The following is a 25,692-nucleotide window of genomic DNA, read 5'->3' on the forward strand; positions in this document are numbered from 1 at the left end:
AAGAGGCCGCCCCGGATGGGGTGGCCTCTTTGTTGCCCACCCGTTCACCGTTTCCTGCCTGCGGTACCTCAGATTGCTGCCAAACCCTTTACATTAGGGCCTCTCTACCCTCTTCGCGCAAGCTTATGAACCGACTTCAACCCTGGCTGACCGGCCTCTGCACGCTGGCGCTGAGCGTGGCCCAGGCCCAGACTTCCCCATCCGCAACCACTTCTGCCATGACCAAGCCCCCCGTGGCCGCCAGCAAGCCCAAGCCGCTGGCCTCGCCCTTCGGCACGCGCACCGACAACTACTACTGGCTCAACGAGCGCGAAAACCCCGAGGTGCTCAGCTACCTGAGCGCCGAAAACGCGTATTTCGAGCAGCAGATGGCCCCCGTCAAGGGGCTGGAGGAAAAGCTGTTTCAGGAAATAAAAGGCCGCATCAAGGAGCAGGATGAGTCGGTGCCCTACCGCGACAATGGCTACTTCTACTACACCCGCTACGAGCAGGGCGGCGAATACCCGATTTACTGCCGCAAAAAAGGCCGCCTGTCGGCACCGGAAGAAGTGCTGCTCAACGGCAACGAGATGGGCAAAGGCAAAACCTACTTCCAGATCGGCGGCTTCGCGGTGAGCGACGACAACCAGACCCTGGCCTACGCCGCCGACACGGTGAGCCGCCGCCTCTACACCCTGCGTTTCCGCAACCTGGCCACCGGCCAGCTCTACCCCGAAAAGATTGCCAACGCCAGCGGCGACGCTGTGTGGGCCACCGACCACCAGACGGTGTTCTACACCAAAAAAGACCCCGCCACGCTGCTGCCCTACCGGGTGTACCGCCACACCCTCGGCACCGACCCCAAGCAGGATGTGCTGGTGTATGAGGAGAAGGACAACACCTACTACACCGGCGTGAGCCGCTCCAAGTCGCGCAAGTACATCTTCCTGCACATGGGCAGCACCATGTCGTCGGAAACCCGGTTTCTGGAGGCCGCCAAGCCAATGGAGGCGTTTAAGATGTTTCTGCCCCGCGAAGCCGACCACCTCTACGACGTCGAACACTTCGGCAACGACTTCTACGTGCGCTCCAACGCCGGGGCCCCCAACTTCCGCCTGCTGAAAACGCCCGTGGCCAATACGGCGAAGGCGGCGTGGCAGGAAGTGATTCCGCACCGTAAGAACGTGTTCCTGGAAAACATGGAGTTGTTCAAGGACTACCTGGTGCTGGGCGAGCGAAAAGAGGGCCTGCTGCAGCTGCGCGTCATCCGCTGGAAGGACAAGCAGGAGCACTACCTCAACTTCGGTGAGCCCACCTACACGGCCTTCGTCAGCGTGAACCCCGAGTTTGATACGCCCGTGCTGCGCTACGGCTACTCCTCACTCACCACGCCCACCTCCACCTACGACTACGACATGACGGCCCGCACCCGGCAGCTGCTGAAGGAGCAGACCGTGCTGGGCGGGTTCAAAAAGGAAGACTACGTGACCGAGCGCGCCTACGCCACGGCCATCGACGGCACCAAAATTCCCATGTCCATCGTCTACAAGAAGGGCTTTAAAAAGGACGGCAGCGCCCCGCTGCTGCAGTACGCCTACGGCTCCTACGGCTACTCCACGGATGCCACTTTCAGCGCCGCCCGTTTGAGTCTGCTCGACCGGGGTTTTGCCTACGTGATCTGCCACATCCGGGGTGGGCAGGAAATGGGCCGGCAGTGGTACGAGGACGGCAAGAAGCTCAAGAAGAAAAACACCTTCACCGACTTCACGGACTGCTCCCGCTTCCTCATCGACCAGAAATTTACCTCCGCGCAGAAGCTCTTCGCCATGGGCGGCTCGGCCGGCGGCCTGCTGATGGGGGCCGTGGTGAACCTGCACCCCGAGTACTATAAGGGCGTAGTAGCCGCCGTGCCCTTCGTGGACGTGGTGACGACGATGATGGACTCCAGCATTCCGCTCACCACCGGCGAGTACGACGAGTGGGGCAACCCCAACCAGAAGGAGTACTACGACTACATGCTGTCCTACTCGCCCTACGACCAGGTGAAGGCCCAGGCTTACCCCAACATGCTCGTCACCACCGGCCTGCACGACTCGCAGGTGCAGTATTTCGAGCCCGCCAAGTGGGTGGCCAAGCTGCGTACCGTGAAGACCGACAACCACCTGCTGCTGCTCCACACCGATATGGCCGCCGGCCACGGCGGGGCCTCGGGCCGCTTCAAATCCATCAACGACGTAGCCCGGCAGTTTGCCTTCATGCTGCTGCTGCTCGGCGTGAAAGCATAGTAGCCGGCTTTTCAGCTCAGCAAAAACGCCCCGTCATGTTGTATGACGGGGCGTTTTTGGTATTTGGGTAGCTATCCGGGGCAGCGGCTCCTGTTAGCGCGACCGGGTGGTGTCGGCGGGCAGGTCGCCGCGGGGCACGGTGCCGTTGGCTTTCATCTGGAGCTGGAAGGTTACCTGCTCGCAGTCGGTGAAGCGCTGCTGCGACACTTTCAGCGCTTCTTCCAGCCGGGTAACCTGCTGGTAGAGGTAGAGGATCAGGCCCAGGGAAATAAGCAGGGCAACGAGGGAAAGCGCGTTTTTCATGGGGAAAGCAAAAGGCAAAAAAGAACGTCATGCCGGGCGAAGCCGAGGCATGACGTTCCGGAAGGAGGGCCTGAACGCAGCCTAGATAGCCGTGTTCGGGTCGAACTGCTCGAGGTAGTCGGCAACCTTGCGCACGAACATGCCGCCCAGCGAACCGTCGACGACGCGGTGGTCGTAGGAGTGGGAGAGGAACATGAAGTGACGCACGCCAATCAGGTCACCCTGAGGGGTTTCTATCACGGCCGGCTTCTTCTTGATGGCCCCCACCGCCATGATGGCTACCTGCGGCTGCATGATGATGGGCGTGCCCATCACGTTGCCGAACGAGCCCACGTTGGACAGCGTGTAGGTGCCGCCTTCGAGGTCTTCGGGCTTGAGCTTGTTGGCCCGGGCCCGGGTGGCCAGGTCGTTCATCTTCTTGCTCAGCCCGTTCAGGTTGAGCTGGTCGGCGTTGTGAATCACCGGCACGATGAGGTTGCCGGAAGGCAATGCCACGGCCACGCCGATGTTGATGTCGCGCTTCTTGATGATGTAGTCGCCGTCGATAGAAACGTTGATCAGCGGGAAATCCTGGATGGCGCGGGCAATGGCCTGGATGAAGATGGGCGTGAAGGTGAGGTTTTCGCCCTCGCGCTTCTTGTAAGCGTCCTTGTGCTTGTTGCGCCAGTTCACGATGTCCGTCACGTCGGCTTCCACAAAGGAAGTAACGTGGGGCGAAATACGCACCGAGTCGACCATGCGCTGGGCAATCATCTTGCGCATGCGGTCCATCTCAATCAGTTCCTGCCCGCCGCTCACCGAGGGCATCGGCTTGTTGTTGGGGACCTGGGGGGTTGAGGCCTTGGGAGCCTGAACTGCGGTTGGGGACTGGACTGCGGCCGGGGCGGCCGGCTGGGGTTGAGCGGCGGGGCTGGCGGCCTGCGGCTGTGCGCTTGCAGTGGTTCCCAGCGGCTGCTTACCGCCGGCTACGTAGTCGAGGATGTCTTTCTTGGTCACGCGGCCTTCGCTGCCGGTACCGGGCAGGAATTCCAGGTCGGCCATCGAAATGCCTTCCTCGCGGGCGATGCTGAGTACCAGCGGGGAGTAGAAGCGGCCGGGCTGGGCTACGGCCAGACGGCTGGCGGCCTGTGGGTCGTGCTGCTCGGCCAGGTAGGGAACTTCGGTCGCAGGGGCGGCCCCGTTCACGGCGGGCGCGGCCTGCGGGGTGGCGGGAGCGGCGGCCGGAGCCGAAGCGCCGGCAGCCGCCGCGTCGGTTTCGACAATGGCGATGGGCGCACCCACGGCTACCACTTCACCTTCCTGCACCAGAATCTCCTGCAACACGCCGGCGTAGATGGCGGGCACTTCGGTATCTACTTTATCGGTAGCCACTTCCAGCACCGATTCGTCCTGCTCAATGGCGTCGCCAACTTGCTTGAGCCATTTCAGGACGGTGCCTTCCATAATGCTTTCGCCCATCTTGGGCATCACCATTTCCACTCGTGCCATGCGGTAGTTTCTTGGGTTGGGATTGTTGGGTGGGGAGTTTAGTGCCGCAAAGGTAGCAGAAAGCCGCAAGCGGAGCGCCCCGCAAGGCGAAAGGATCCGTGGCCGTCGGTGAAATGAGCCGGAAAACGACGGGCCTTACCCGCGGGTAGCTGCTGCCGGCAAAACTTTATTCCGTTGGCAAACTCAGCCGCAGCAGGTTCAGCACCGAGCTGGTGGCGTATTCGATGTTGAGCTGCCGGCCCCGGTTGAAGCTGATCTTGCGGGTGATGGTCTGGTGGGCGTCGGCGTAGGCCAGCCAGAAGGTGCCCACGGGCTTTTCGTCGGTGCCGCCATCGGGGCCGGCCACGCCACTGGTAGCCAGGGCCACGTCCACGCCCAGGCGCTGGCGGGCGCCTTCGGCCATCTGGCGCACCACTTCCTCGCTCACGGCGCCATGTGCAGCCAAGGTTTCAGGCAGCACTCCCAGCTCTTTGATTTTGACGTTGTTATGATAGGAAACGATGCTACCCAGAAAGTAGTGGGAGCTGCCCGGTACGCTGGTGAGCTTGTGAGCCACGTAGCCGCCGGTGCAGCTCTCGGCGGTGCCAATGGTAAGGCCCCGCTCGGCCAGCAGCCGGCCTACGGCCTGCTCCAGTGGAATGTCGGTTTCAGCGAAGACGTAGGTGCCCAGCTTCTCGCGCAGGACTGGCAGCAACGCTTCCATGCGGCCGCGCAGGTTGGGCTGGCCGTCGGCCTGGCCGGTCAGGCGCAGGCGCACGGCCCCCAGCGAAGGCAGGTAAGCCAGCTTGATATTGGCCGGCAGCGCGTGTTCCCAATCGGCAATCAGCTCGGCCAGAAACGACTCGCCCAGGCCCACAGTCTGAATAACGATATGCTCGATGGGCGGTACCTGGAAGTGGCGGGCCAGGCGGGGCAGCACGGTGTCGGTCATCATGCGCTTCATCTCGAAGGGCACGCCGGGCATGCTCACGAACACCGTGCCCTGGTCGTCGAACCACATGCCTGGCGCGGTACCTACGGCGTTGCGGATGGGTACGCAGGTGGCGGGCAGAAAGGCCTGCTGGCGGTTCACCTCCAGCATGGGCCGGTTGAAGCGGGCGAAGATGCCCTCCACGTCGCGCAGGGCGGCCTCGTTGAGGACGAGCTCGGTGCCGAAGTACTCGGTGAGGATGTGCTTGGTCAGGTCGTCCCTGGTGGGGCCCAGGCCGCCGGTGGTCAGCACCAGGTCGGCGCGGGTGCGGGCCAGGTCCAGGGCCGCCACGATTTCGTCGGCGCGGTCCGACACGCTGGTAATCTGCCGGACCCGAATCCCGAGCTTGCCCAGCTCCTGCCCCAGAAAGGCCGAGTTGGTATCGATTACCTGTCCGTAGAGTAGCTCGTCGCCGATGGTGATGATTTCCGCGTGGGGCAGCTTAGGCATGGGGCTCGGGTTAGGAAGGAGGAGGATTTTGGTGCAATTTGTGCCCTTGAGCGAATAAGACCACCACACCGGGCGTCTAGTTTCCGTTTTTTTTATGACCATGACTCGTTTCCGCCTCCTCGTAGCCGCTGCGGCCCTCTCGCTGGCCGGGGCTTTCACCACCCAGGCCCAGACCAAGAGGATTACGACCACCCAAAAGAAAACCGTGGCCAAAAAGCCCGTGGCCAAGAAAGTGGCCGCCAGGCCCGTGACCAAGACGACGGTGAAAACCACCGTGCCGGTCGTGCCGGTGCTGCCCGCCCTTACTGCCGCCGACGCCAGCTCGGCCCTGCACGAGGCCCTGACCACCAGCGTGGCCAACGCCGTGGCTACCGGCGGAGCCGCCGACGGCTTCAACGCCAACGCCGACATTCGCCTGGCCACGCCCCCCGAGGCCGAGCTGGTCTCGACCACCCTACGCACGCTGCGGCTGGGGGCTTTGGTCGATAACTTCGAGGTGGCCCTGAACCGGGCGGCCGAGTCGGCTGCGGCCCAGGCCAAGCCTATCTTCGTGAATGCCATCCAGAACATCACCTTCACCGACGCGCTGGGGTTGCTGACCACCCGCGAACCGGATGCGGCCACTGTGTACCTGCACGAGAAAACGGAACCCCAGCTGCTGGCAGCCTTCACGCCCGTCTTGCAGCAGTCGCTGGAGCAGACGGGCGCGGTGAAGCTCTACGCCGACATGGTGGCCCGCTACAACAAGATTCCGCTGGTCACCAAGCTCAACCCCAGCCTGACGCCCTATGCCACCCAGCAGACGGTGAACGGCCTGTTCGCCCTGATTGCGGCGGAGGAAGGCCGCATCCGGATGAATCCCGCCGCCCGCACCTCCGAACTGCTCAACCGTACCTTCGGCCGCAAATAAGGTGGATGGCTGAAGAGCCTCCCCGTTTTACCGCACTGGTCCGAAAAGCCCCGCCGGCTTTCCGGACCAGTTTGCTTTTCGGGCAGCCCGGTTTTTTGGTCCGGTTTCTGTCTAAGGGGCTTTACCGGCCGCGTTAGCGGGTCTGGTTTACTGCTTCCGGCTATGCAACTACTCCGCTATTCTCTGCTCCTGACGGCCCTGCTGGGAATGCACCCCGGTGCTTCGGCCCAGATTTTCCGGCTCCCCAAAATCGGCGACATCCGGCTGCCCAAGCCGCGTACGACGACCACGACCACCACGCCCGGAGGGAAAGTAAGTCAGAACGAAGCGGCCCTGGGCCTCAGGGAAGCGCTGACCCAGGGCATTTCGAAAGGAGCCGACCAGGCTTCCCGGCAGGACGGCTTCTACCTCAACAAGCTTATCCGCATTCCTTTCCCGCCCGATGCCCAACGGGTGGCTTCCACGCTCCGCGCTATTGGTCTGGGCTCCGAGGTCGACCGGTTTGAGCTGTCGTTGAACCGTGGAGCCGAAGATGCCGCCCGGAGCGCCAAGCCTATTTTCATATCCGCCATCAAGAGCCTGACCTTCAGTGACGTATGGGGTATCCTGACGGGGCAGCAGGATGCCGCGACCAACTACCTCAGGCGTACCACCACCGCCCAGCTCACCACGGCCTTCAAGCCTATCATGCAGCAGTCATTGGATAAGGTGAGCGCTACCCAGTACTATACCGGCCTGGTAACGCGCTACAACCAGCTACCAATGGTGAAGCAGGTGAACCCCGACCTGAACCAGTACGCCACGGAAAAAGCCATCGGCGGCCTGTTCACCCTCATTGCCCAGGAAGAAGCCAACATCCGCGAAAACCCCGTCGCCCGCACTACCCAGATTCTGCGCCGCGTATTTGGCGGTTAGGGCTTAGAGTTTAATCCTTTAGAAGCAGCTCTGTTATCCTGAGCAAAGCGAAGGACCTCATTACTCTATAACGAGTCGCATCAACGATTTTCGTTCTGGAGTGATAAGGTCCTTCGCTGTGCTCAGGATAGCAGGGCTGGTTCCCGGCTCTCCGCTAACTGATGCCTAGTAGGCGTCGTCGTCGTAGCGACCTTTGCTGCGGCCGCGGCTGGTGTAGGTGCTGTCCTCATCCTCGTCGTCGGCGAAATCGTCGTCCTCGTCGTCGAGGCTGGAGAAGCCGCGGTTGGCGTCGGGGTCTTCGGCGGCCTCGGCGGTGGTGAATTCTTCCTCCGTCAGGGTGGCCAGGTCCAGGGCCTCATCGTGGGAAGAGCCCGTATCGCGCCACATCAGGTAGTCGGCATACTTGGCCGAGAGCCGGTCTTCGGAAGTACCGCGGGTAGCGCTGCCGCCGGATTTGGCGAAGTTGTCCAGCTCGTCGTCATCACCGAGCAGGTCGTCGTCTTCAAAGTCGTCGTGTTCTTTCATGGCCGGGTCAGGGCAGTAAGGGGGGAAGGATGGAGAAGGCCAAGGCCGCGTTTTCGGCTGCAAAGATACGGCGGAAGCACTTGGGGGTTTATTGCGGAGGGGAAAATTAGTTGCCGACCCCGGCTGAAAATTTCCTTCAGGCCGACAGCTCCAGCCGGCGGTAAACTTCCGCCAGCGGCAGCTCCAGGCCCAGCGCGGGCAGGGGCAGCACGGCGTCAAGGCCCTGGTACTCCTGAAACAGCCAGCTGCCGGCGGCCGCCCGCGAGTAAACGGCAATGCTCACGCGCTGGCTGTCCACCAGCACGTACTGCTGCAGGCTGGGAATGCTCTTGTAGAGCAGGAACTTACTGCTCCGGTCGCCCTTCGCAGTGCTTTTCGACAGCACTTCCACCAGCACTACCGGGTTGAGCAGCGTATCGAGGTAAGCCTCGTCCAGGTACTCTTCCTCCCCGCACACCACCGACACGTCGGGGTAGGTGTACAGGCCGTTGGCGGCTACGTGGACGCGCATATCGCTCGGAAACACGCTGCACCGGTCTCCAATGCGGCTGCCCAGGCTGATAATCAGGTTTGAAACCAGCAGATTGTGCGCCCGGCTGGCCCCGGACATGGCAAAAACTTCCCCCTGGTAATAGAGGCTCTTGAATTCGGCGTCCCGTTCGGTGGCCAGATACTCTTCGGGCGTGATGTAGGGCTTGGGCTGAGCGGACATAGGCGTAGGGGTTTAGCCAAAAATACGCAGCCGCCACGACAATAACCGCTCCTTACCGGGCCGCCTGGGCCCCAAAATCGGTGACGCTGAGCTGCCGGGCGCAGAAGTCGTATTCCTCCGGCACGTTGGAGCTCACCAGCACCAGGCGGCCGGGCGCGGTGGCGTGCACGTGTTCCCGGTACCAATCCACGCCGGTGCGGTCGAGGTTGGTGGTGGGCTCGTCGAGCAGCAGGAGCGGAGTCGCGGCGTAGAGCGCCAGAGCCAGTTTCAGGCGCTGCTTCATGCCGCTGGAGAAGTCGCGGATCAGCTTATGGCGCGATTTCTCCAGGTACATCAGCTCGATGAGGTTGTGGGCGCTGAGACCGGGGCGCAGGGGCTTGAAGCGGGTATGGAACTGCAGCAGCTCGGTCAGGGTGAGCTCCTCAATCAGCTCCAGGTAAGGGGCGCAGTAGGCCAGCAGGGGCGGCACGTCTTCCACCGGCACGGCGCGGCCGGCCAGCGAGTAGGTGAGCGTACCTTCAGACGACAGCAGCTGGCCGGAAAGCGTGTTGAGCAGGGTACTTTTGCCCGAGCCGTTGGGCCCCAGAATAGCCGTGGCGGTGCCGGGCTCAAACACGTGGGTCAGGCCCCGGAAGATCCACTCCCGCTGGTAGCGTTTGCCCAGCCCGCTGACTTCGATCCGCACGCAGCTAGTCGGCGCTGCTGCCGTTGCGGGAGTAGCCTTTAATCACGCCCCGGCCCGAGTTGCGCACGAAGTTGACTACCTCATCGCGCTCGGGCGAAGGCAGCAGCTCCAGCTCAATCTTATCCAGGGCGTCGTTGTTGTTGAGGCCACTCAGGAACAGCAGCCGGTAAAGCTGCTGAATCTCGCTGATTTTGGGGTCGGAGAAGCCGCGGCGGCGCAGCCCGATGGAGTTGATACCGCTGTAGGTGAGCGGCTCGCGGCCGGCCTTCACGAAGGGCGGCACGTCTTTCCGGATCAGGGAGCCGCCCGAAATCATGGCGTGCTGGCCTACTTTCACAAACTGATGTACGGCCGAAGTACCGCCGATGATGGCGTAGTCGCCGATTTCGACGTGGCCGGCCAGCTGCACGCCGTTGGCCAGCACGCAGTGGTTGCCGATGATGCAGTCGTGGGCGACGTGCACGTAAGCCATGAGCAGGCAGTTTGCCCCCACCACCGTTTTGAGCCGGTCGACGGTGCCGCGGTTCACGGTCACGCACTCCCGGATCACGGTGTTGTCGCCGATGATGACGATGGTTTTCTCGCCGGCGAACTTCAGATCCTGGGGCATGGCGGCAATAACGGCGCCGGGGAAAATCTTGCAGTTCCTGCCAATCCGGGCCCCCGACATGATGGTCACGTTGGGGCCGATCCAAGTGCCTTCCCCGATTTCAACGTCCTTGTCGATGGTCGTAAAGGGTTCGACAACGACATTCTGCGCAATCTTGGCTTCGGGGTGGATATAGGCGAGCGGCTGGTTCATTCTTATGATTAATTAGTAATTAAGAATTAATAATTAAGAATTTGGTCGATCTGCAAAGGCGCAAAGCCGGCCAATTATTCATTCTTAATTACTAATTACTAATTGGAAGCTATGCTTCCTTCCGGACGATGGCGGCACTCATTTCGGCTTCCATCACCACTTTGCCGTTCACGAAGGCCTGGCCTTTCATCTTAGCAATGCCCCGCTTTACCGGAGCTAACAAGGCACAGCGGAAAATGATTGTGTCGCCGGGCTTCACCATTTTGCGGAAGCGGCAGTTTTCGATGCCGATGAAGTAGGGCGTGTAGTTCTCCGGGTCGGGCACGGTATTGAGCACCAGAATGCCGCCGGTCTGGGCCATGGCCTCCACCTGCAGCACGCCCGGAAAAACGGGGTTGCCGGGGTAGTGACCCTGGAAGAAAGGCTCGTTCATCGTCACGTTCTTGATGCTCGTAACGGTGGTCGAGTCGAGGTGAATGACCTTGTCGATCAGCAGGAAGGGGTAGCGGTGGGGCAGCACCTGCATGATCTGGTTGATGTCCATCACCGGCGTGCGGGCCGGGTCGTAAGTCGGCACCGCGGCGGCATTGGCCTCCATCATCTTCTTCTTGATCTTCTTGGCGAAGGCCACGTTGGCCGCGTGGCCGGGCCGGGCCGCCAGAATCTGACCCTTCAGGGGCCGGCCCACCAGGGCCAGGTCGCCCACGAGGTCGAGCAGCTTGTGGCGGGCGGGCTCGTTTTTGTAGCGCAGGTCGACGTTGTTCAGGATGCCTTCCTTTTTCACCGCCACCTTGGGCTTGCCCAGCATGGTGGCCAGGTCGGTCAGCTCCTCGTCGCTCACCACGCGGTCGACCACCACAATGGCATTGCTCAGGTCGCCGCCCTTAATGAGGTTCTGCTTATACAACGCTTCCAGCTCGTGCAGAAAGCAGAACGTCCGCGACGAGGATATTTCGGCGGCGAACTGCGAGATATCGGTCAGCGAAGCGTGCTGGGAGCCCAGAACCGGCGAGTTATAGTCCACCATCACCGTGAGGCGGTAGTCGTTGAGCGGCAGCACGGCAATTTCCACGGCCCGGTCGTTGTCCAGGTAGCGGATTTCCTCGGGAATCTCGTAGTAGTTGCGCAGCGCGTTCTGTTCTTCGAGGCCCGCCTCCATAATGGCCTTGATGAACTCGAACGACGAGCCATCCATGATGGGCGGCTCGGGGCCGTCGAGCTGAATCATCACGTTGTCGAGCTGCAGGCCCACCAAAGCGGCCAGGGTATGCTCCACGGTATTCACGCGGGCGCCGTTCTGCTCAATGGTGGTGCCGCGGCTCAGGTCTACCACATTATCTACGTCGGCATCCACGATGGGCTGACCGGGCAGGTCGATCCGCTGAAATTTGTAGCCGTGGTTGACCGGGGCGGGGCAGAAGGTCATGTTGGCCGTGACGCCGGTGTGCAGCCCAATACCGCTCACGGTCACGGGGGCCTTAATCGTGTGTTGCTTGTCGTTCATTTCTGGAGTTGTCAGTTACCAGATATCAGTTGCCAGTTGCGTGTTGCCAGTTGCCAGGTTTGTCATTGAACGAACTGGCAACTGGCAACACGCAACTGGCAACTGATACCTGGCAACTCAAAAGGACTGCAAAGCTAGGACTTTTCCGGCGTCTGCTGCTTATTCTCCAATTCACTCAGGCGGCGCTCCAGCTCCGGCAGGTGGCGGAAAACGGCGTTGGCCCGCAAACTATCGCGCAAACTGAAGGCCGGGGAGCCCTGCAGCAGAATGCCTTCCTTCTTCGTCGACTTGCCCACGCCCGACTGCGCCGTGACGGTAGTCCGATTGGCCAGGCTGATATGGCCGCCAATACCTACCTGCCCCGCTATCACGCAGCAGTCGCCGATTTTGGTGGAGCCCGCAATGCCGGTCTGGGCCGCTACCACCGTGTGCCGCCCGATTTCCACGTTGTGGGCAATCTGGACGAGGTTGTCAATCTTGGCGCCTTCGCGGATAATGGTTGAGCCCATGGTGGCGCAGTCGATGGTAGCGTTGGCGCCCACGCTCACGTTGTCTTCGAGCACCACGTTGCCGATCTGCGGGATGGTGTGGTAGGAGCCGTCGGGCTGGGGGGCGAAGCCGAAGCCGTCGGAACCGATAACGGCGCCGGCGTGAATGATGCAGCGGGCCCCAATCACGGTTTCAGCGTAGATCTTGGCCCCGGCGTAGACGATGGTGCCGTCACCAATCACGCACCGGTCGCCGATGTAGGCCTGGGGGAAGATGACCACGTCGCGGCCGATGCGGCAGTTGTCGCCGATGTAGGAAAACGCGCCGCGGTAGTGGTTATCGCCGATTTCGGAATTGGTGCCCATAAAGGCCGGCTCTTCCACGCCCCGCTTGCCCGTGCGGCTGGCCTGCTGGTAGAACTCCAGCAGGGTGGTGAAGCTGGTGTAAGGGTCATCTACGCGGATCAGGGCGGCGGCCACCGGCTTGTGCAGCACCTGCGTGCGGCTCACGATGACGGCCGACGCGCCCGTGGTGTACAGGTACGGCTCGTACCTGGCATTGGCCAGAAATGACAAAGCGCCGGGCTGGGCTTCCTCAATTTTTGCTAACCGGTCGATGCGTTGCGAAGCGTCGCCTTCGACTGCGCCGCGGAGTACTTCCGCAATCTGGCCTACGGTAAATTCCATGGGGCAAAAGTAGCGGATGGTTTTTGGTTTTTGGTTTTTGGTTGTTTGGTACAAAGCTAGAACGTTGCTGCATTGAACTTAAGCCCGGGCCGGCCTACCCAAAAACCACCAACCAAAAACCAAAAACCAGCTCAACTAGCAATTTCCTTGGGGTAGCAGATGTAGTGTTTCTCCACGCGCTGGCCCAGGGCGCGGATGTTGGGCAGGTCGGAGGCTTCGGCCACGTTCACCACCCGGCCGCCTTTGGTCAGCACCTCAATGGCGTCCTTGCCGTCGGCATCGTAGGCGTTGTTGCTGATGCGGCCGGTGAGCATGAGCTGGCTGGCATCCTGGGGCGAGAGGCCGAACTTCTCGGCAATGAGCTCGATAACGCCCAGGCGCAGGTCGTCGTCGAACGGGTCGGTCTGGAGGATGATCTTGAACAGCTTGCGGTCCAGGATGCAGCGCGACATGTAGCTGAGCACTTTGTCGGGGTTGGTGGCCCACATTTTCACGGCGCTCCACACGTCGGAGTCGTCGAGCTGCACGAAGCGCTGTAAGATCGTGTCGTCCTGTTCGAAGTCGAGGATGCTGACGGGCTTCGAAAGGAAGAAGTGTAGGTCGGGGGAAGCGGGCACCTCGTGGCCGGCGCGCACCAGGTCGCGGGCCCGCTGGATGATGCGGATAATCATCTGCTCGGCGCTGGTCACGGTTTTGTGCAGGTACACCTGCCAGTACATCAGCCGGCGGCTCACCAGGAAGTTCTCGATGCTGTACACGGCTTTTTCCTCCAGCACCAGCTTTTCCTCCACCACCGTCAGCATTTTGATGAGGCGGTCGGCGCCGGGGCGGCCTTCCTGCACGCCGGTGTAGAAGGAGTCGCGGTTCAGGTAGTCGAGCCGGTCCATGTCGAGCTGGCTGCTTACGAGCTGGTGGAAGAACGGCCGCTCGTACGTGCCCTGAAAGATGCGGATGGCCAGATCGAGGCGGCCCTCGTGCTCGACGTTGAGCTTCTGCATCAGGTAGAGGCTGAGCTGCTCGTGGGGCACTTCGTGGAAAATGGCGGTTTCCAGGGCGTGGGAGAGGGGCCCATGGCCAATGTCGTGCAGCAGAATGGCAATCAGGGCCGCTTCGCCTTCCCTGGCCGAAATCTTCACGCCCTTATCCTTGAGCGTGCGCAGGGCCAGCGTCATCAGGTGCATGGCGCCCAGGGCGTGGTGGAAGCGCGTGTGCAGGGCCCCGGGATACACGAAGCCGGTGAGGCCGAGCTGCTGAATCCGGCGCAGGCGCTGGAAATAGGGGTGCTCAATGAGGTCGAACAGCAACTCGGTGGGGATGGTGACGAAGCCGTACACCGGGTCGTTGAAGATTTTCTTTTTGTTCATTGGGGTCTTAAGGTCTTGGGGGCTTGGGGACTTGGGGACTTGGGTCTTGGATATCAGAACGACATCCAAGACCCCAAGATCCTAAGCCCCCAAGTCCCTCAACTTTACTTTCTGATAATAGGCCGACGGCATTTTGCGTAGGCGTACTACGTCGGCCAATAAGGCTTCGGCGGTTTCCGTGGGTAAATAATTGAGGCCCTGGGCCAGTAGAATCTGGGATTCCAGCTCACTGGCTGAGCCCATGGCAATGGTCAGGAAGCGCAACAGGTCCGGGACCGTCCGGCGGCCGCCGCCTTCGGCAATGTTGGGCGGCCCCGAAGCGGCCGAGCGGCGTAGCTGGCTGGTCAGGCCGAACAGCTCTTCTGTCGGAAAGCGGCGCATCAGGGCGGTAGACCTTCAGGGTCAGCTCAGGGCCTTCCTGCCAGATGCGCAGCTTGCGAAAGTCGAACATAAAGACCGTAAAACAGGTAAATGAACTCGCCGCACTGCAACCCGCGGCAAGTTGCGCTGTATCTTATTCAGCCGAATATCGGTAAAGCTAGTTGCTTTGCCGCAGCATTGCGGCGCATTCACGGCGTTTTACCGTCGGTCAAACGTGGCTGGCAAAAGAAAACCGCCCGGTCATCGTTACCAGCCGGCAAGCCATTATTTCAAATTCCTCATAGGGTGAGGTCGGACGAGAAAATCCAAGATCCTAAGCCCCAACCCCCCAAGACCCCACCATGCAGCGCTACTCCATTCTTTGGGCCGATGATGAAATCGACCTGCTCAAGCCGCACATTCTCTTCCTGACCGAAAAAGGCTACGACGTCACCGGCGTCAATTCCGGGGCCGACGCCATCGAGCAGGTGCAGGAGCAGAACTTCGACATCGTATTCCTCGACGAGAACATGCCCGGCCTTTCGGGCCTGCAAACCCTGACCGAAATCAAGGCCGTCAAGCCTACGCTGCCGGTCATCATGATTACCAAGAGTGAGGAAGAGCACATCATGGAGGACGCCATCGGCTCCAAGATTGCCGATTACCTCATCAAGCCCGTCAACCCGAATCAGATTCTGCTTTCGGTGAAAAAGGTGCTCGACAACAAGCGCCTGATTTCGGAGAAGACCAACAGCAGCTACCAGCGCGACTTCCGCCAGCTCGGCATGCAGCTCGGCGACCGGCTCAGCCCCTCGGAGTGGGCCGACGTGTACAAGAAGCTGGTGTACTGGGAGCTGGAAATCGACGAAACCGAGGGCAAGAGCATGGCTGAGGTTTTCAACATGCAGAAGGACGAGGCCAACAACTACTTCTCCAAGTTCATCATGGAGAACTACGAGGAGTGGGTGAACAAGGAAGTCGACGACGCCCCGCTGATGTCGCACGAGCTGTTTCAGAAGCGCGTGTTCCCGCTGCTCAAGGAAACCGGCGACACGCCCGTCTACTTCCTGCTCATCGACAACCTACGCTACGACCAGTGGAAAACGCTGGAGCCCATCATCGCCGAGCTGTTTACCGTGGATCAGGAGGAAATGTACTATTCCATTCTGCCCACCACCACGGCCTACGCCCGCAATGCCATCTTCTCGGGCATGATGCCCGGCGACATCCAGAAAAAATATCCTAACCTGTGGGTGACGGACGACGACGACGAAGGCAAGAACCTGAACGAGGCCGAGTTCATGGAAATCATGTTCCAGAAGGCCAATCAGAAGCACAAGTTCAGCTACCACAAAGTCACGAACCTGCAGGCCGGCAAGGATCTGGTGGGCAAGATGAGCAACCTGCACAACAATTATAAGTGCAACGTCATCGTCTACAACTTCGTGGACATGCTCAGCCACGCCCGCACCGACATGGCCATGATCCGGGAGCTGGCCGCCGATGAATCAGCGTACCGCAGCATCACCAAGTCGTGGTTTCTGCACTCGCCGCTGTACGAAATCATCCAGCAGATTGCCGAGAAGAAGGGCAAGATGATTATCACCACCGACCACGGCACGATCCGGGTGAAGCGCCCGTTCAAGATCGTGGGCGACCGGAACACCAACACCAACCTGCGCTATAAGCACGGCAAAAACCTGGGCTTCACCGACAAGGACGTGTACGTGGTGCGCAAGCCGGAGCGCATCTTTTTGCCCCGCGAAAACGTGAGCACCGCCTACGTCTTCACCCTGGGCGACTATTTCTTCGCCTACCCCAACAACTACAACTACTACGTGAACTACTACAAGGACACGTTCCAGCACGGCGGCATCTCCCTGGAGGAGGTCATTATCCCGTACATCACGCTGAGCCCGAAAGGGTAGTAGACTTGTCATTGCGAGGAACGAAGCAATCCGTCCTGAGCAATGCGCCAAGCGTTGATTACAACAAAAGCGGCGGGTTTCTTCGGAAGCCCGCCGCTTTTGTTGGTGTTGTCGCTCGGCTATGCCGAGTGACAGCTACGTTTGAGCAGCTGTACTGCGAATTATCCCGCGCCACATACTCTAGTACATTCTCCTCCCGGTGGCGCGGGATGCTTGCTACCTAGCCCCTCCGGCGTAGAAGTCACTCATCCCGCCCGCCGCCAGCAAAGCACTTCGAAAGCCACGGAACCCAAAACTGGTTTTAGCCGGCGCAGAATGGCTAAACTTGCGGGCTGAACCCCTTATTGCCATGCCCGTGACTACTATTTTGATTCCTGACCTGGCGGCGCTGCCCGAGGCGGCGGCGCAGGTGGTCCCGTTGCTCGGGGGCCATTCCATCGTGTTGTTTGAGGGCGAGATGGGGGCGGGCAAAACCACCTTCATCAAAGCCCTGTGCCGGCAGCTGGGCGTGGCCGACGACGTGAGCAGCCCCACCTTCGCGCTGGTCAACGAGTACCGCGATGCCCAGGATCAGCCCATCTACCACTTCGACTTCTACCGTCTCGACGACCCGCGGGAGGCCGTCAACATTGGCACGCAGGAGTACTTCGATTCTGGCTATCTTTGTCTGATAGAGTGGCCCAGCCGCATAGCAGCCCTGTTGCCGCCCGATTGTCTGCTCATCACCCTCACCGTCACTGGACCCTCTTCCAGGGAATTAGTAATTAGTAATTAGTAATGAAGAATTTCGCGGCCTTCCAATCAGGTGGCATAACCAGCTCATTATTAATTATTAATTATTAATTACTAATTAAACAAAATGCCCGAAGCCGTACCCCCCGGATTTGAGTCGCTGGCTACCAGCCGCGCCTACTTCACCCAGGAATCCATGCTGGCCGTGGAAACGCGTAAGCGCAAGCTGTTCATCGGGCTGCCGCGGGAAACCTCGCTCCAGGAAAACCGGATCTGCCTCACGCCCGAAGCCGTGAAGCACCTGGTACAGGAAGGCCACGAGGTGGTGATGGAAAGCGGGGCCGGGGAGCCCAGCAAGTACTCCGACCACGACTATTCGGAAGCCGGGGCCACCATTGCCTACTCCCAGAAGGAGGTCTACGAAGCCGACATCGTGCTGAAGGTAGCCCCGCCCACCCAGGCCGAAATCGAGTTCATGCGCTCGAATCAGACCCTGATTTCGGCGCTGCAGTTCGGCTCCCTCACCTCCGACTTTATCTCGGCCCTGACGCGTAAAAAGGTGAATGCCATCAGCTTCGAGCTGATCCGGGACCCCTCGGGGGCGCGGCCGGTGGTGCGGGCCATGAGTGAAATTGCGGGCTCTACCGTGATGCTCATTGCGGCCGAATACCTGGCCCGCTCCAACGAGGGCAAGGGCATTATTCTGGGCGGTATCACCGGCGTGCCGCCCTCGCAGGTCGTAATTCTGGGGGCCGGCACCGTGGCCGAGTACGCCGCCCGCGCCGCTACCGGGCTGGGGGCCGAGGTGAAGGTGTTCGACAACCACCTCTACAAGCTGCGCCGCCTCAAGCACAACCTGGGCACCATGATGCTCTACACCAGCACGCTCGATACGGTGGTGCTCAACCAGCAGATCCGCCGCGCCGACGTGGTGATTGGGGCGCTCAATGCCGAGGACGGCCGCATTCCGTTCATGGTGCCCGAAAGCGTGGTGGCCAGCATGGCCCCGGGCTCGGTTATCATCGACGTGAGCATCGACCAGGGCGGCTGCTTTGAAACCTCGGAGATGACCAGCCACAGCAAGCCCGTGTTCCGCAAGTACGACGTGGTGCACTACTGCGTGCCCAACATTGCCTCCCGCGTGCCGCGCACCGCTACCAACGCGCTGAGCAATATCTTCACGCCCATGCTGCAGGAAATCAGCCAGCACGGCGGCATCAACGAGGTGCTGTTTACCAACGAGCATTTCCGCGCCGGCGTGTATATCTACAAAGGCTCGCTCACCAATGCCGCCATTGCCAAGAAATTCAACATGCGGTATAAGGAGCTGAGTCTGATGATTGCCGTGCGGAACTAGGACCACGGATTCGGCCGGATTTTTCGGATTGGGCGGATTTTGGGGACGATTGGGTAAGTTTAGGAGCCTGCACTGTCGTGCGGGCTTCTATCGTTTGGTGGCTATGCGAATTACCCTCGGTTGCCTGCTTCTGCTTGGTAGTTTGGTTGGCTGCCACTCCGGCCCCGATCCGCGCCTGCTGCGCCTCAAGCTGCTGGCCGATACCCAGCAGCACAGCAACGACCGGGCGCTGCAGGAGGCTGAAAGAATGGTGCAGGGCTTGAAGTGGAGCGTAGCGCGAAATCACCAGCCGGCCCGTGACGTGGCGGTGCTGGACGAGGGTCGGGAAATTCTGCGGCGTACCAAAGCCTTGTCGGAGCGCCTGCGCCGGATGCGGGCAGCGATGCTGGAAAGCCTGGGCGGCGAATATGCCCCGTACGACCTGAACAGCCGTCCGGCCGTGACGGCCGCGCTGCTGACCCCTGGCACCGCACTGTACGCCGACAGCCTCTACGAGGAGTTGCGCAGCTTCACTACCTTCATGCAGCCGCTGGCCCCGGGCGTGGAGGTGACGCTGTGGCAGCTGCCGGGAGGTATGTCCGACCCCATACTGCCGTCTACCCCGGCCGGGTATCGTCAGTTCTATTTCCAGGACACTCCGGCCGCGGAAGTGCTGGCAGTACTGGCCCAGCAGGAAGCGGAAGTACTGCGCTTGGCCTTGGCCGCGCTCACCGTGCAAACGCAGAAAATTGGGTCCATCGACCTTATCTTCTTCCGCTTCGGAGCCCAGGCAGTACCCAAATCCGACACCGTGCGGGCCGGCGGCATCTACGCCGCCGACTTGCTGCTGGTGCAAGGCTACCGCCTTGATCGGAGCCTGCGCATGACCGCTAACGGGGACAGCATCCTGGTAGATTCCGACGGCCGGGGGCAGGTGCGCTTCCGAGTGCCAAGTGAGCTGCCGCCAGGCCGTAGCAGGGTGCAAGCGCACTGGGACGGGGCCATCAGAGCGCGGGTGCGGGGCGAGGATACCACCTTCCGCGTACGGGTGCCTTACACCATCGTGCGCTAACCAGCCACTGCGGCCGCCAGCATCAGCCCATTCCACGCATTCTGCCAAATCACGATTCTACTGGCTACAGTCGCACGGTTTTTTTGAAGTACAGAACAGCGGAATCGTAAAGTGCCGGACCAACTGGCTGCGGCTGCCTAGGTGCAGCGTGTCGTAGGTGTTCTGGATTGCGCCCTGCGGGGTGGGCCAGCAAATGCCTGGCGCAGCCAGACTGGCTTCGATAGGGATAGAAAGCCGGATTCGGCCAGCCGGGCCGAATCCGCGGAGCTGTAGAAGTGCTCGATGGCGCAGAAGCGGTTGTTGTGGTCTACTGCCACGTACATCACCAGCTTGCCGTGCCCGGCCGCAAAAGCCGATACCCAGGCCGGGCCCAGGCTTCGGCACAAACAGTGCAGCAGGTTGCGACGATGCCATTCGGGCGACACTGCCGGCCGGTTGCAGGGAGCCATTGTAGGCGTTTTATGGCCTGTTTGGGAACAACTGCCCAACAGCAGCAAACAAAGCAGAGCGGATAAGCGCATGGGCCCGGTAATTAGGCTGGAAAACAGCCGTTAATCCCGCATTCCGGCCACGAAATGCTGAACCTGGTGTGCTGAGGAATCATAAACCAGGGTATGAATATAGGGAAAGAAGGTGGCCGTGTACGCCACATTATTCTTCTCGGTAATCGTGATTGGGTGGCGAACCAGCTCACTATAATACTTCAAATGCCAGGCATCCAGTACGGGGAAAGGGGTGCGGGTAAAGGCCCGGTTCCACTCCGACTGCCTGATAAATTGCTTGTGCTGGAGCAGCGTCTCCCAAGCAGCCCGGTCCAGCCCGTAGGTGAAGTAGCCCCAGCTCATAAAGTCGGCCAGCGGATGGTCAATTCCCTTCCCCACGAAATGGGTGGCCGTAGCCGGTACCCCGGTGTTGAGGAAAAGCCGGTATAGCTCCGCCTTCTTGATAAGTAATGTGCAGGCACTCATGCCACACCCCACCAGGAAAAAAGACAGGCCGCCCAAAACTCTGGGCGGGAAGCTCAGTTGGCGCAGGGTGAGCTTGTTTAAACGGTAATGGAGGCGAGTCATTTCCCATCGATTAGCTGAGGTTCTCGCTTTCAGCCAGCAGCAGCGTTTTCCAGGCTTCCGGCAGCCGGCCTTCCAGCAGAAACTGCTGACCCAGCAGCGTCATGTGCTTCCTTTGCTCCGGCGCATTGTCCCGGTACTTGTTGAGCGTGTAGGCTACCAACGGCTCTTGGCGGAAGGCTTCGGTTTCGGCGGTAGTGGGCAGGGCCGAGGCTTCCAGGTTGCCCAGGCGGCCGAGGTTGTTGCCCGTCAGCAGGTCGGAGTTGCGGATGTGCTCGGGGAGCTGGTCGATGCCGATACCCAGGTTGCGGTTGGGCTTGGGCACTTCAAACAGGCTGCTGCCCGAGGCCCGGCAGTACCAGTCGCCGCCGAGGCGGGCAATGGCGTCGAGCTTAAAGGGGTCGATGCCGAGGCCGGAGGGCAGCACGATATCCTCGCGGAAGTGGGCCATAACGACCCGGCAAATGATCAGGTTGCCGGCGCCGTTGTTCTGGCCCAGCTCAATGACCTGCTCCACCACGCACTCGAAGGCGGCCGGGGCTTCAGCCACCCGCGGCGGCTTCACTTTCTGGCTGGGCATTTCAGTGAAACCGGCCTTCACGAATTCATTCACGCCTTTTTCATACTCGGTGCTGGCCAGCGACATCTGCTCGACCATGGCGTAGTCGCAGATGTGGATGACGACTTCGGGCACTTCGCGTACGTTTTGCAGGGTGTGCTTCTGGGAGTTGTCGCGCACCCGGTTGGCGGGCGAAAACACCAGAATCGGCGGGTTGGAGCCGAAGCAGTTGAAGAAGCTGTAGGGGCTCAGGTTCACGCTGCCGTCGGCCGAAATGGTGCTGGCGAAGGCTACGGGGCGCGGGGCAATGGCGCCCACCAGGAACGGGTGCAGCTCGCTGGGCTTGAGGTGGGCAGGGTCGATGGTGCGGAAGGAGGCGGGCATAAAGTAGCAGGGCTTTCGGGCGAAGTTCGGGCTTCGGGGGCAATAAATCGGGCGTTTTTTTCCCGCAGTGGTTCGCAGGGTAAAACCGCAGGGTATCGCAGTGATCCGTTGCACGACCCTGCGAAACCCTGCGCCTGCCACCGCGGGACACCCCGTGCAAGCTACCTGAAAAGGTTGTTAAGGAATTCTTAACCCGTATTTAGCTAATCTACTATATCTTTACTAAATAGCTATAGAAACCCGCCCGTAAGTCCTTACTCACCCTAAGATGTCCCAGTCCGCCTGCCCCAAATGTGAATCCAAAGAAGCCACTAAAAGTGGGGTAGTAGGCGGCCGGCAGCGGTTTAAGTGTAAAACCTGCGGCTATCACTTCTCGGTGGCGAAGGTCGGGCGCGAGGTCAACACCTACTACGTTATCAAGGCGCTGCAACTGTACGTAGAGGGCGTGAGCTACCGCGAGATTGAGCGGCTGCTGGGCGTAAGCCACGTGAGCGTGATGAACTGGGTGAAGAAGTACGGCATGAAGGCCCCGCGCCAGACCGACTATCATCCGACCTACAAAATCCTTAATCAGAAAGAGCTGGCCGAGTTTTTTCAGAAGCCGGAGAATCTCAAAGGGGCGGGGCTGGTGGTTACGGAGCTGGGCGATAAGTACATGATGATTCGGTGGGAGCGGTTTAAGGGGAGTTGAGCTATAGCGCTTAGCGAAACTATAGCATGCAGGTGACTTCATGCGGCAGGTTTTGCTATTTGATTGGGTCGAAGGCGGGCGGCTTGGGTCGCCGGCTTTGGGCAAGTCGCTCTGCTCACGCATCCAACCCACCAACCCCATGCGAAAAATTCGTTACGCCCTGATCCTGAGTGCGCTGCTCGCGGCGGCTGGCGCTTCGGCGCAGGTGCAGCCCCCGCCGCCCGGCCAGCCTGCGCCGCCGCCCGCGCCGCTGCTGCCGCCCGGCCAGCCCGCGCCGCTGGCGCAGTCGGGGCCGCCGGTAGCGCCGCCGCCCGCGCCCACCGAGTCGGTGCCCTACGGGGCGGGCATGAAGGTGAACCTCTCGCCCGATGGCTCCAAGTACATGCGCTTCATTACGTGGCACCAGATCTGGACGCGCTACACCAAGAATAATACCGGCACCGAGCGGGCCCCCGGCAAGCTCCAGGACGACCAGGTGGACTTCGCCATCCGGCGCTCCCGCCTCATCATTCTGTCGCAGCTCAACCCGCGCTTTCTGATTTACACCCACATCGGTATCAACAACCAGACGGCCGTGAGTGGGGGCGCCGCGCCGGCTACCGACGGCAAAAAGCCGCAGCTCTTCGTGCATGAAGCCGTGGTGGAGTACAAGCTCAACCAGTACGTGAGCGTGGGCGCCGGGATGCACTACCAGAACGGCCTCTCGCGCATGACGCGCTCCAGCACGCTCAACTTCCTGACCCTGGACGCGCCGCTGACCAACTGGCCCGTTATTGAGGCCATCGACCAGTTTGCCCGCGGCATCGGGGCCTACGCCAAGGGCCGCGTGGGCAAGCTGGACTATGCCGTGAGCGTGAATGAGTCGTTTCTGACCAACCAGACGGGGCCGCTCAGCAACGCGCTGGGGCTGGGCACTACCGCCACTACCGGCACGGGCAGCAGTCAAATAGCCACGAGCGTCGGCTCGAACCGGGCGCAGTACAACCCGCAGGGCACCAACCATATCTGGCAGGGCTACGCGAGCTACGAGTTCCTGGACCAGGAATCCAACCTGCTGCCCTTCAACGTGGGCACCTACCTGGGCACCAAGCGCGTGTTCAACATCGGGGCCGGAGTTTTCTACAACCAGGACGGCATGGCGTCGCGGCCCACGAGCAGCGTGGTGCAGGTGAACGGCACGGGCTTCACCCCGGCGCAGATTGCGGCCATCGACACCCGGAAAGACGACATCGTGCTGCTCTCGGCCGACGTATTTTTCGATACGCCCATCAACAAGGAAGCCGGCACGGCCTTCACCGTGTATGGCGTGTACTACAACTACAACTTCGGGCCCAACCACGTGCGCTACATCGGGGCCTCCAATCCTGGTTACGGCACCAATGCTATGCGCGGCAATGCCGTGCCGCACTCCGGCACCGGCAACATCGGGTTCGTGGAAACGGGCTACCTGCTGCCCAAAAATACCCTCGGCCCCAAGGTGCGCCTGCAGCCCTACGCCTCCTGTCTGCTGGCGGGCTACGAAGGCCTGCGCAAGCCCGATGGCAGCATCCGGAACGTGAACATCTTCGACGCCGGGGCCAACTTCTACCTCGATGGCCACAACGCCAAGTTCACGCTCAACTACCGCGCCCGCCCCGATTTCACCAACCAGACCGCCACGCCCGACGGCCCGGCCCGGGTGAGCAGCGTGCGGTACCGCCCCGAAATCACGCTGCAGACGCAGGTATTCCTGTAGGTGGTGAAACGGTGAAATGGTGAGGTTGTGAGTTTGATGTTCGATCTGTGCAGGTGGCGCATTTGGTGCAATCAAAACAGCAAACCCACCAAGTCACCAGGTCGCTGACTCACCACGCATCATCTCACTACTTCCCACCAATCATCATGAATCAGAACCTTCCTCAGCGCGACGCGGTGGCCTATGCGGGCACCGCGTCCCTGGCCGGCGGCCTGTCCGACGACGCCATTGGGCACGACAACAACGCCGTGTCGTCCAAGACGATCTGGCAGGTCATCACCGCCTCCTCCGTGGGTACCGTTATCGAATGGTACGACTTCTACATCTTCGGCTCCCTGGCCGCCATCATCGGGCCGGTGCTGTTCGGGCAGCAGGGCGATTTGACCAAATCCCTGCTCGGGGCGCTGGCCATTTTCGGGGCAGGTTTCGTGGTGCGGCCGTTCGGGGCCGTGTTCTTCGGCCGCATCGGCGACATGATCGGGCGCAAGTACACCTTCCTGGTCACGCTGCTGATTATGGGCGGGGCCACCTTCGTCACGGGCCTGATTCCGAGCTACGACAGCATCGGCATTGCGGCCCCGCTTATTGTGGTGGTGCTGCGCCTGCTGCAGGGCCTGGCCCTGGGCGGCGAGTACGGCGGCGCGGCTACCTACGTGGCTGAGTACGCCCCCGACAAGCAGCGCGGCTACTTCACCAGCTTCATCCAGACCACGGCCACCGGTGGTCTGATCCTGAGCATCTCGGTGATTCTGATTACCCGCAAGCTGATGGGCGAAGACGCCTTCAAGGAGTGGGGCTGGCGCATTCCGTTCCTGCTCTCGGGCTTCCTGGTCATTGCCTCCTACTACATCCGCCGCAAGCTGCACGAGTCGCCGCTGTTTGCCAAGGCCAAAGCCTCCGGCACCACCAGCAAAAGCCCCCTGCGCGACTCCTTCGTGAACCCCGTGAACCGCCGCCTGGTGCTCATCGCGCTGTTCGGGGCCACGATGGGGCAGGGCGTGATTTTCTACACCAGCCAGTTTCAGGTGTTCACCTTCATGAATGCCACCCTCAAGCTCGATATCGTCGATTCGAGCACCATCATGGTGGTGGCCATGCTGCTGGCCACGCCGCTGTTCGTGTACTTCGGCTCCCTGTCGGACCGCATCGGGCGCAAGCGCATCATCATGACCGGCATGATTTGCGGGGCGTTGTTTACGGCGCCCATCTTCTACGGCATCAAGGCCTTCGCCGGGCCGCTGACCGAGATAACGCCCGCCGCCGTGGACGCCGCCGGCAAGGCCGTGCCCGCCGTGATGAAGGCCCTGGCCCCCAACGTGACGGCCATGATTGCCCTGGTGTTCTGCATGGTTGTGTTCGTGACGATGGTCTACGGCCCGATTGCGGCTTACCTCGTGGAGCTGTTCCCGACTAAGGTGCGCTATACGTCCCTGTCGGTGCCCTACCATATCGGCAACGGCATCTTCGGGGGCTTCGTGCCGCTGGTGGCCACGTCCATCGGGGTGTGGGCCGCAGCCCAGCCCGAGGGCACCTTCGCCAGGGACCATAGCAGCCTCATCGGCCTGATTTACCCCATCACGGTGGCGTTGCTCTGCTTCATCATCGGCATGATTTACGTGCGCGACGTGCGCAACGTGAAGCTGATGGAAAGCTAGCCGGCTAACACCCTGATCTGGTGAAAAGTCCGTCGGGCCGGTGGTTCGGCGGACTTTGTTGCGCCCGGCCGCCGGGGGCGGGCAAATCCCGTTATCTTCCCCCGCC

At 61.1% G+C, this 25,692-nt stretch carries 24 protein-coding genes; 10 read left to right on the forward strand and 14 right to left on the reverse strand.

What is annotated here, in order from left to right:
- The first annotated feature begins 125 nt into the window (after positions 1-125).
- Positions 126-2,264 carry a S9 family peptidase gene (locus ABD833_RS09165; protein ID WP_425553609.1) on the forward strand — a complete coding sequence of 713 codons (2,139 nt, stop codon included), beginning with the start codon at positions 126-128 and terminating at the stop codon, positions 2,262-2,264.
- 93 nt (positions 2,265-2,357) lie between these two features.
- Here ABD833_RS09165 and ABD833_RS09170 read toward each other — a convergent pair whose 3' ends face one another.
- From ABD833_RS09170 to ABD833_RS09180, 3 genes are all read right to left on the reverse strand, one after another.
- Positions 2,358-2,567: a hypothetical protein gene (locus ABD833_RS09170; protein ID WP_345072499.1), complete on the reverse strand. Its 210-nt coding sequence runs from the start codon at positions 2,565-2,567 to the stop codon at positions 2,358-2,360.
- Positions 2,568-2,648: 81 nt separating this feature from the next.
- Positions 2,649-4,055: a dihydrolipoamide acetyltransferase family protein gene (locus ABD833_RS09175; RefSeq protein ID WP_345072500.1), complete on the reverse strand. Its 1,407-nt coding sequence runs from the start codon at positions 4,053-4,055 to the stop codon at positions 2,649-2,651.
- A gap of 166 nt (positions 4,056-4,221) precedes the next feature.
- Positions 4,222-5,475: a competence/damage-inducible protein A gene (locus tag ABD833_RS09180; protein WP_345072501.1), complete on the reverse strand. Its 1,254-nt coding sequence runs from the start codon at positions 5,473-5,475 to the stop codon at positions 4,222-4,224.
- 100 nt (positions 5,476-5,575) lie between these two features.
- Here ABD833_RS09180 and ABD833_RS09185 point away from each other — a divergent pair, with 100 nt between their 5' ends.
- Together ABD833_RS09185 and ABD833_RS09190 are read left to right on the forward strand one after the other, a co-directional pair.
- A complete protein-coding gene (locus tag ABD833_RS09185; RefSeq protein ID WP_345072503.1) occupies positions 5,576-6,385 on the forward strand; it encodes a DUF4197 domain-containing protein in 810 nt (269 codons plus the stop codon).
- 162 nt (positions 6,386-6,547) lie between these two features.
- Positions 6,548-7,300 carry a DUF4197 domain-containing protein gene (locus ABD833_RS09190; protein ID WP_345072505.1) on the forward strand — a complete coding sequence of 251 codons (753 nt, stop codon included), beginning with the start codon at positions 6,548-6,550 and terminating at the stop codon, positions 7,298-7,300.
- A gap of 165 nt (positions 7,301-7,465) precedes the next feature.
- Here the strand turns inward: ABD833_RS09190 and ABD833_RS09195 are convergent, their stop codons facing one another.
- The 8 genes from ABD833_RS09195 to ABD833_RS09230 form a co-directional block, all read right to left on the reverse strand.
- Positions 7,466-7,825 (reverse strand): hypothetical protein, encoded by a 360-nt coding sequence (locus ABD833_RS09195; protein ID WP_345072506.1) that lies wholly within the window; start codon positions 7,823-7,825, stop codon positions 7,466-7,468.
- 136 nt (positions 7,826-7,961) lie between these two features.
- Positions 7,962-8,537: a Uma2 family endonuclease gene (locus tag ABD833_RS09200; RefSeq protein WP_345072507.1), complete on the reverse strand. Its 576-nt coding sequence runs from the start codon at positions 8,535-8,537 to the stop codon at positions 7,962-7,964.
- Positions 8,538-8,589: 52 nt separating this feature from the next.
- Positions 8,590-9,222: an ABC transporter ATP-binding protein gene (locus tag ABD833_RS09205; RefSeq protein ID WP_345072508.1), complete on the reverse strand. Its 633-nt coding sequence runs from the start codon at positions 9,220-9,222 to the stop codon at positions 8,590-8,592.
- 4 nt (positions 9,223-9,226) lie between these two features.
- On the reverse strand, positions 9,227-10,024 hold the full coding sequence (gene lpxA, locus ABD833_RS09210; RefSeq protein ID WP_345072509.1) for an acyl-ACP--UDP-N-acetylglucosamine O-acyltransferase: 798 nt from the start codon (positions 10,022-10,024) through the stop codon (positions 9,227-9,229).
- 109 nt (positions 10,025-10,133) lie between these two features.
- Positions 10,134-11,528 (reverse strand): bifunctional UDP-3-O-[3-hydroxymyristoyl] N-acetylglucosamine deacetylase/3-hydroxyacyl-ACP dehydratase, encoded by a 1,395-nt coding sequence (locus tag ABD833_RS09215; protein WP_345072511.1) that lies wholly within the window; start codon positions 11,526-11,528, stop codon positions 10,134-10,136.
- A gap of 134 nt (positions 11,529-11,662) precedes the next feature.
- A complete protein-coding gene (lpxD, locus tag ABD833_RS09220) occupies positions 11,663-12,703 on the reverse strand; it encodes a UDP-3-O-(3-hydroxymyristoyl)glucosamine N-acyltransferase (RefSeq protein WP_345072512.1) in 1,041 nt (346 codons plus the stop codon).
- Positions 12,704-12,834: 131 nt separating this feature from the next.
- Entirely contained in the window at positions 12,835-14,067 is a 1,233-nt protein-coding gene (locus ABD833_RS09225; RefSeq protein ID WP_345072513.1) for an HD domain-containing protein, read from the reverse strand.
- Between the two features lie 81 nt (positions 14,068-14,148).
- Positions 14,149-14,448 carry a four helix bundle protein gene (locus ABD833_RS09230; RefSeq protein ID WP_345072515.1) on the reverse strand — a complete coding sequence of 100 codons (300 nt, stop codon included), beginning with the start codon at positions 14,446-14,448 and terminating at the stop codon, positions 14,149-14,151.
- Between the two features lie 341 nt (positions 14,449-14,789).
- On the opposite strand from ABD833_RS09230, the gene porX reads away from it, so the two are divergent.
- The 4 genes from porX (at position 14,790) to ABD833_RS09250 (ending at position 19,495) form a co-directional block, all read left to right on the forward strand.
- On the forward strand, positions 14,790-16,355 hold the full coding sequence (gene porX / locus ABD833_RS09235) for a T9SS response regulator signal transducer PorX (protein ID WP_345072516.1): 1,566 nt from the start codon (positions 14,790-14,792) through the stop codon (positions 16,353-16,355).
- Between the two features lie 355 nt (positions 16,356-16,710).
- On the forward strand, positions 16,711-17,130 hold the full coding sequence (tsaE, locus tag ABD833_RS09240; protein ID WP_345072518.1) for a tRNA (adenosine(37)-N6)-threonylcarbamoyltransferase complex ATPase subunit type 1 TsaE: 420 nt from the start codon (positions 16,711-16,713) through the stop codon (positions 17,128-17,130).
- Positions 17,131-17,214: 84 nt separating this feature from the next.
- Entirely contained in the window at positions 17,215-18,444 is a 1,230-nt protein-coding gene (locus ABD833_RS09245; RefSeq protein WP_345072520.1) for an alanine dehydrogenase, read from the forward strand.
- A gap of 103 nt (positions 18,445-18,547) precedes the next feature.
- A complete protein-coding gene (locus ABD833_RS09250; protein ID WP_345072521.1) occupies positions 18,548-19,495 on the forward strand; it encodes a hypothetical protein in 948 nt (315 codons plus the stop codon).
- 137 nt (positions 19,496-19,632) lie between these two features.
- On the opposite strand, the gene ABD833_RS09255 is transcribed toward ABD833_RS09250, so the two are convergent.
- The 3 genes from ABD833_RS09255 to ABD833_RS09265 form a co-directional block, all read right to left on the reverse strand.
- A complete protein-coding gene (locus ABD833_RS09255) occupies positions 19,633-19,944 on the reverse strand; it encodes a hypothetical protein (RefSeq protein ID WP_345072522.1) in 312 nt (103 codons plus the stop codon).
- Between the two features lie 102 nt (positions 19,945-20,046).
- Positions 20,047-20,565, reverse strand: a complete 519-nt coding sequence (locus ABD833_RS09260; protein ID WP_345072523.1) for a hypothetical protein — start codon at positions 20,563-20,565, stop codon at positions 20,047-20,049.
- A gap of 10 nt (positions 20,566-20,575) precedes the next feature.
- Complete coding sequence (locus ABD833_RS09265) at positions 20,576-21,505, reverse strand: flavin reductase family protein (protein WP_345072524.1); 930 nt, start codon at positions 21,503-21,505, stop codon at positions 20,576-20,578.
- 268 nt (positions 21,506-21,773) lie between these two features.
- On the opposite strand from ABD833_RS09265, the gene ABD833_RS09270 reads away from it, so the two are divergent.
- The 3 genes from ABD833_RS09270 (at position 21,774) to ABD833_RS09280 (ending at position 25,586) form a co-directional block, all read left to right on the forward strand.
- Positions 21,774-22,196: an IS1/IS1595 family N-terminal zinc-binding domain-containing protein gene (locus ABD833_RS09270; RefSeq protein ID WP_345072525.1), complete on the forward strand. Its 423-nt coding sequence runs from the start codon at positions 21,774-21,776 to the stop codon at positions 22,194-22,196.
- Between the two features lie 139 nt (positions 22,197-22,335).
- Positions 22,336-23,931, forward strand: a complete 1,596-nt coding sequence (locus tag ABD833_RS09275; protein ID WP_345072526.1) for a hypothetical protein — start codon at positions 22,336-22,338, stop codon at positions 23,929-23,931.
- 146 nt (positions 23,932-24,077) lie between these two features.
- The gene (locus ABD833_RS09280) at positions 24,078-25,586 is read left to right on the forward strand and encodes an MFS transporter (RefSeq protein WP_345072528.1); all 1,509 of its coding nucleotides are present in this window, start codon (positions 24,078-24,080) and stop codon (positions 25,584-25,586) included.
- The last annotated feature ends 106 nt before the right edge of the window (positions 25,587-25,692 follow it).

This window comes from Hymenobacter fastidiosus, assembly GCF_039539565.1.
Lineage (GTDB): Bacteria > Bacteroidota > Bacteroidia > Cytophagales > Hymenobacteraceae > Hymenobacter > Hymenobacter fastidiosus.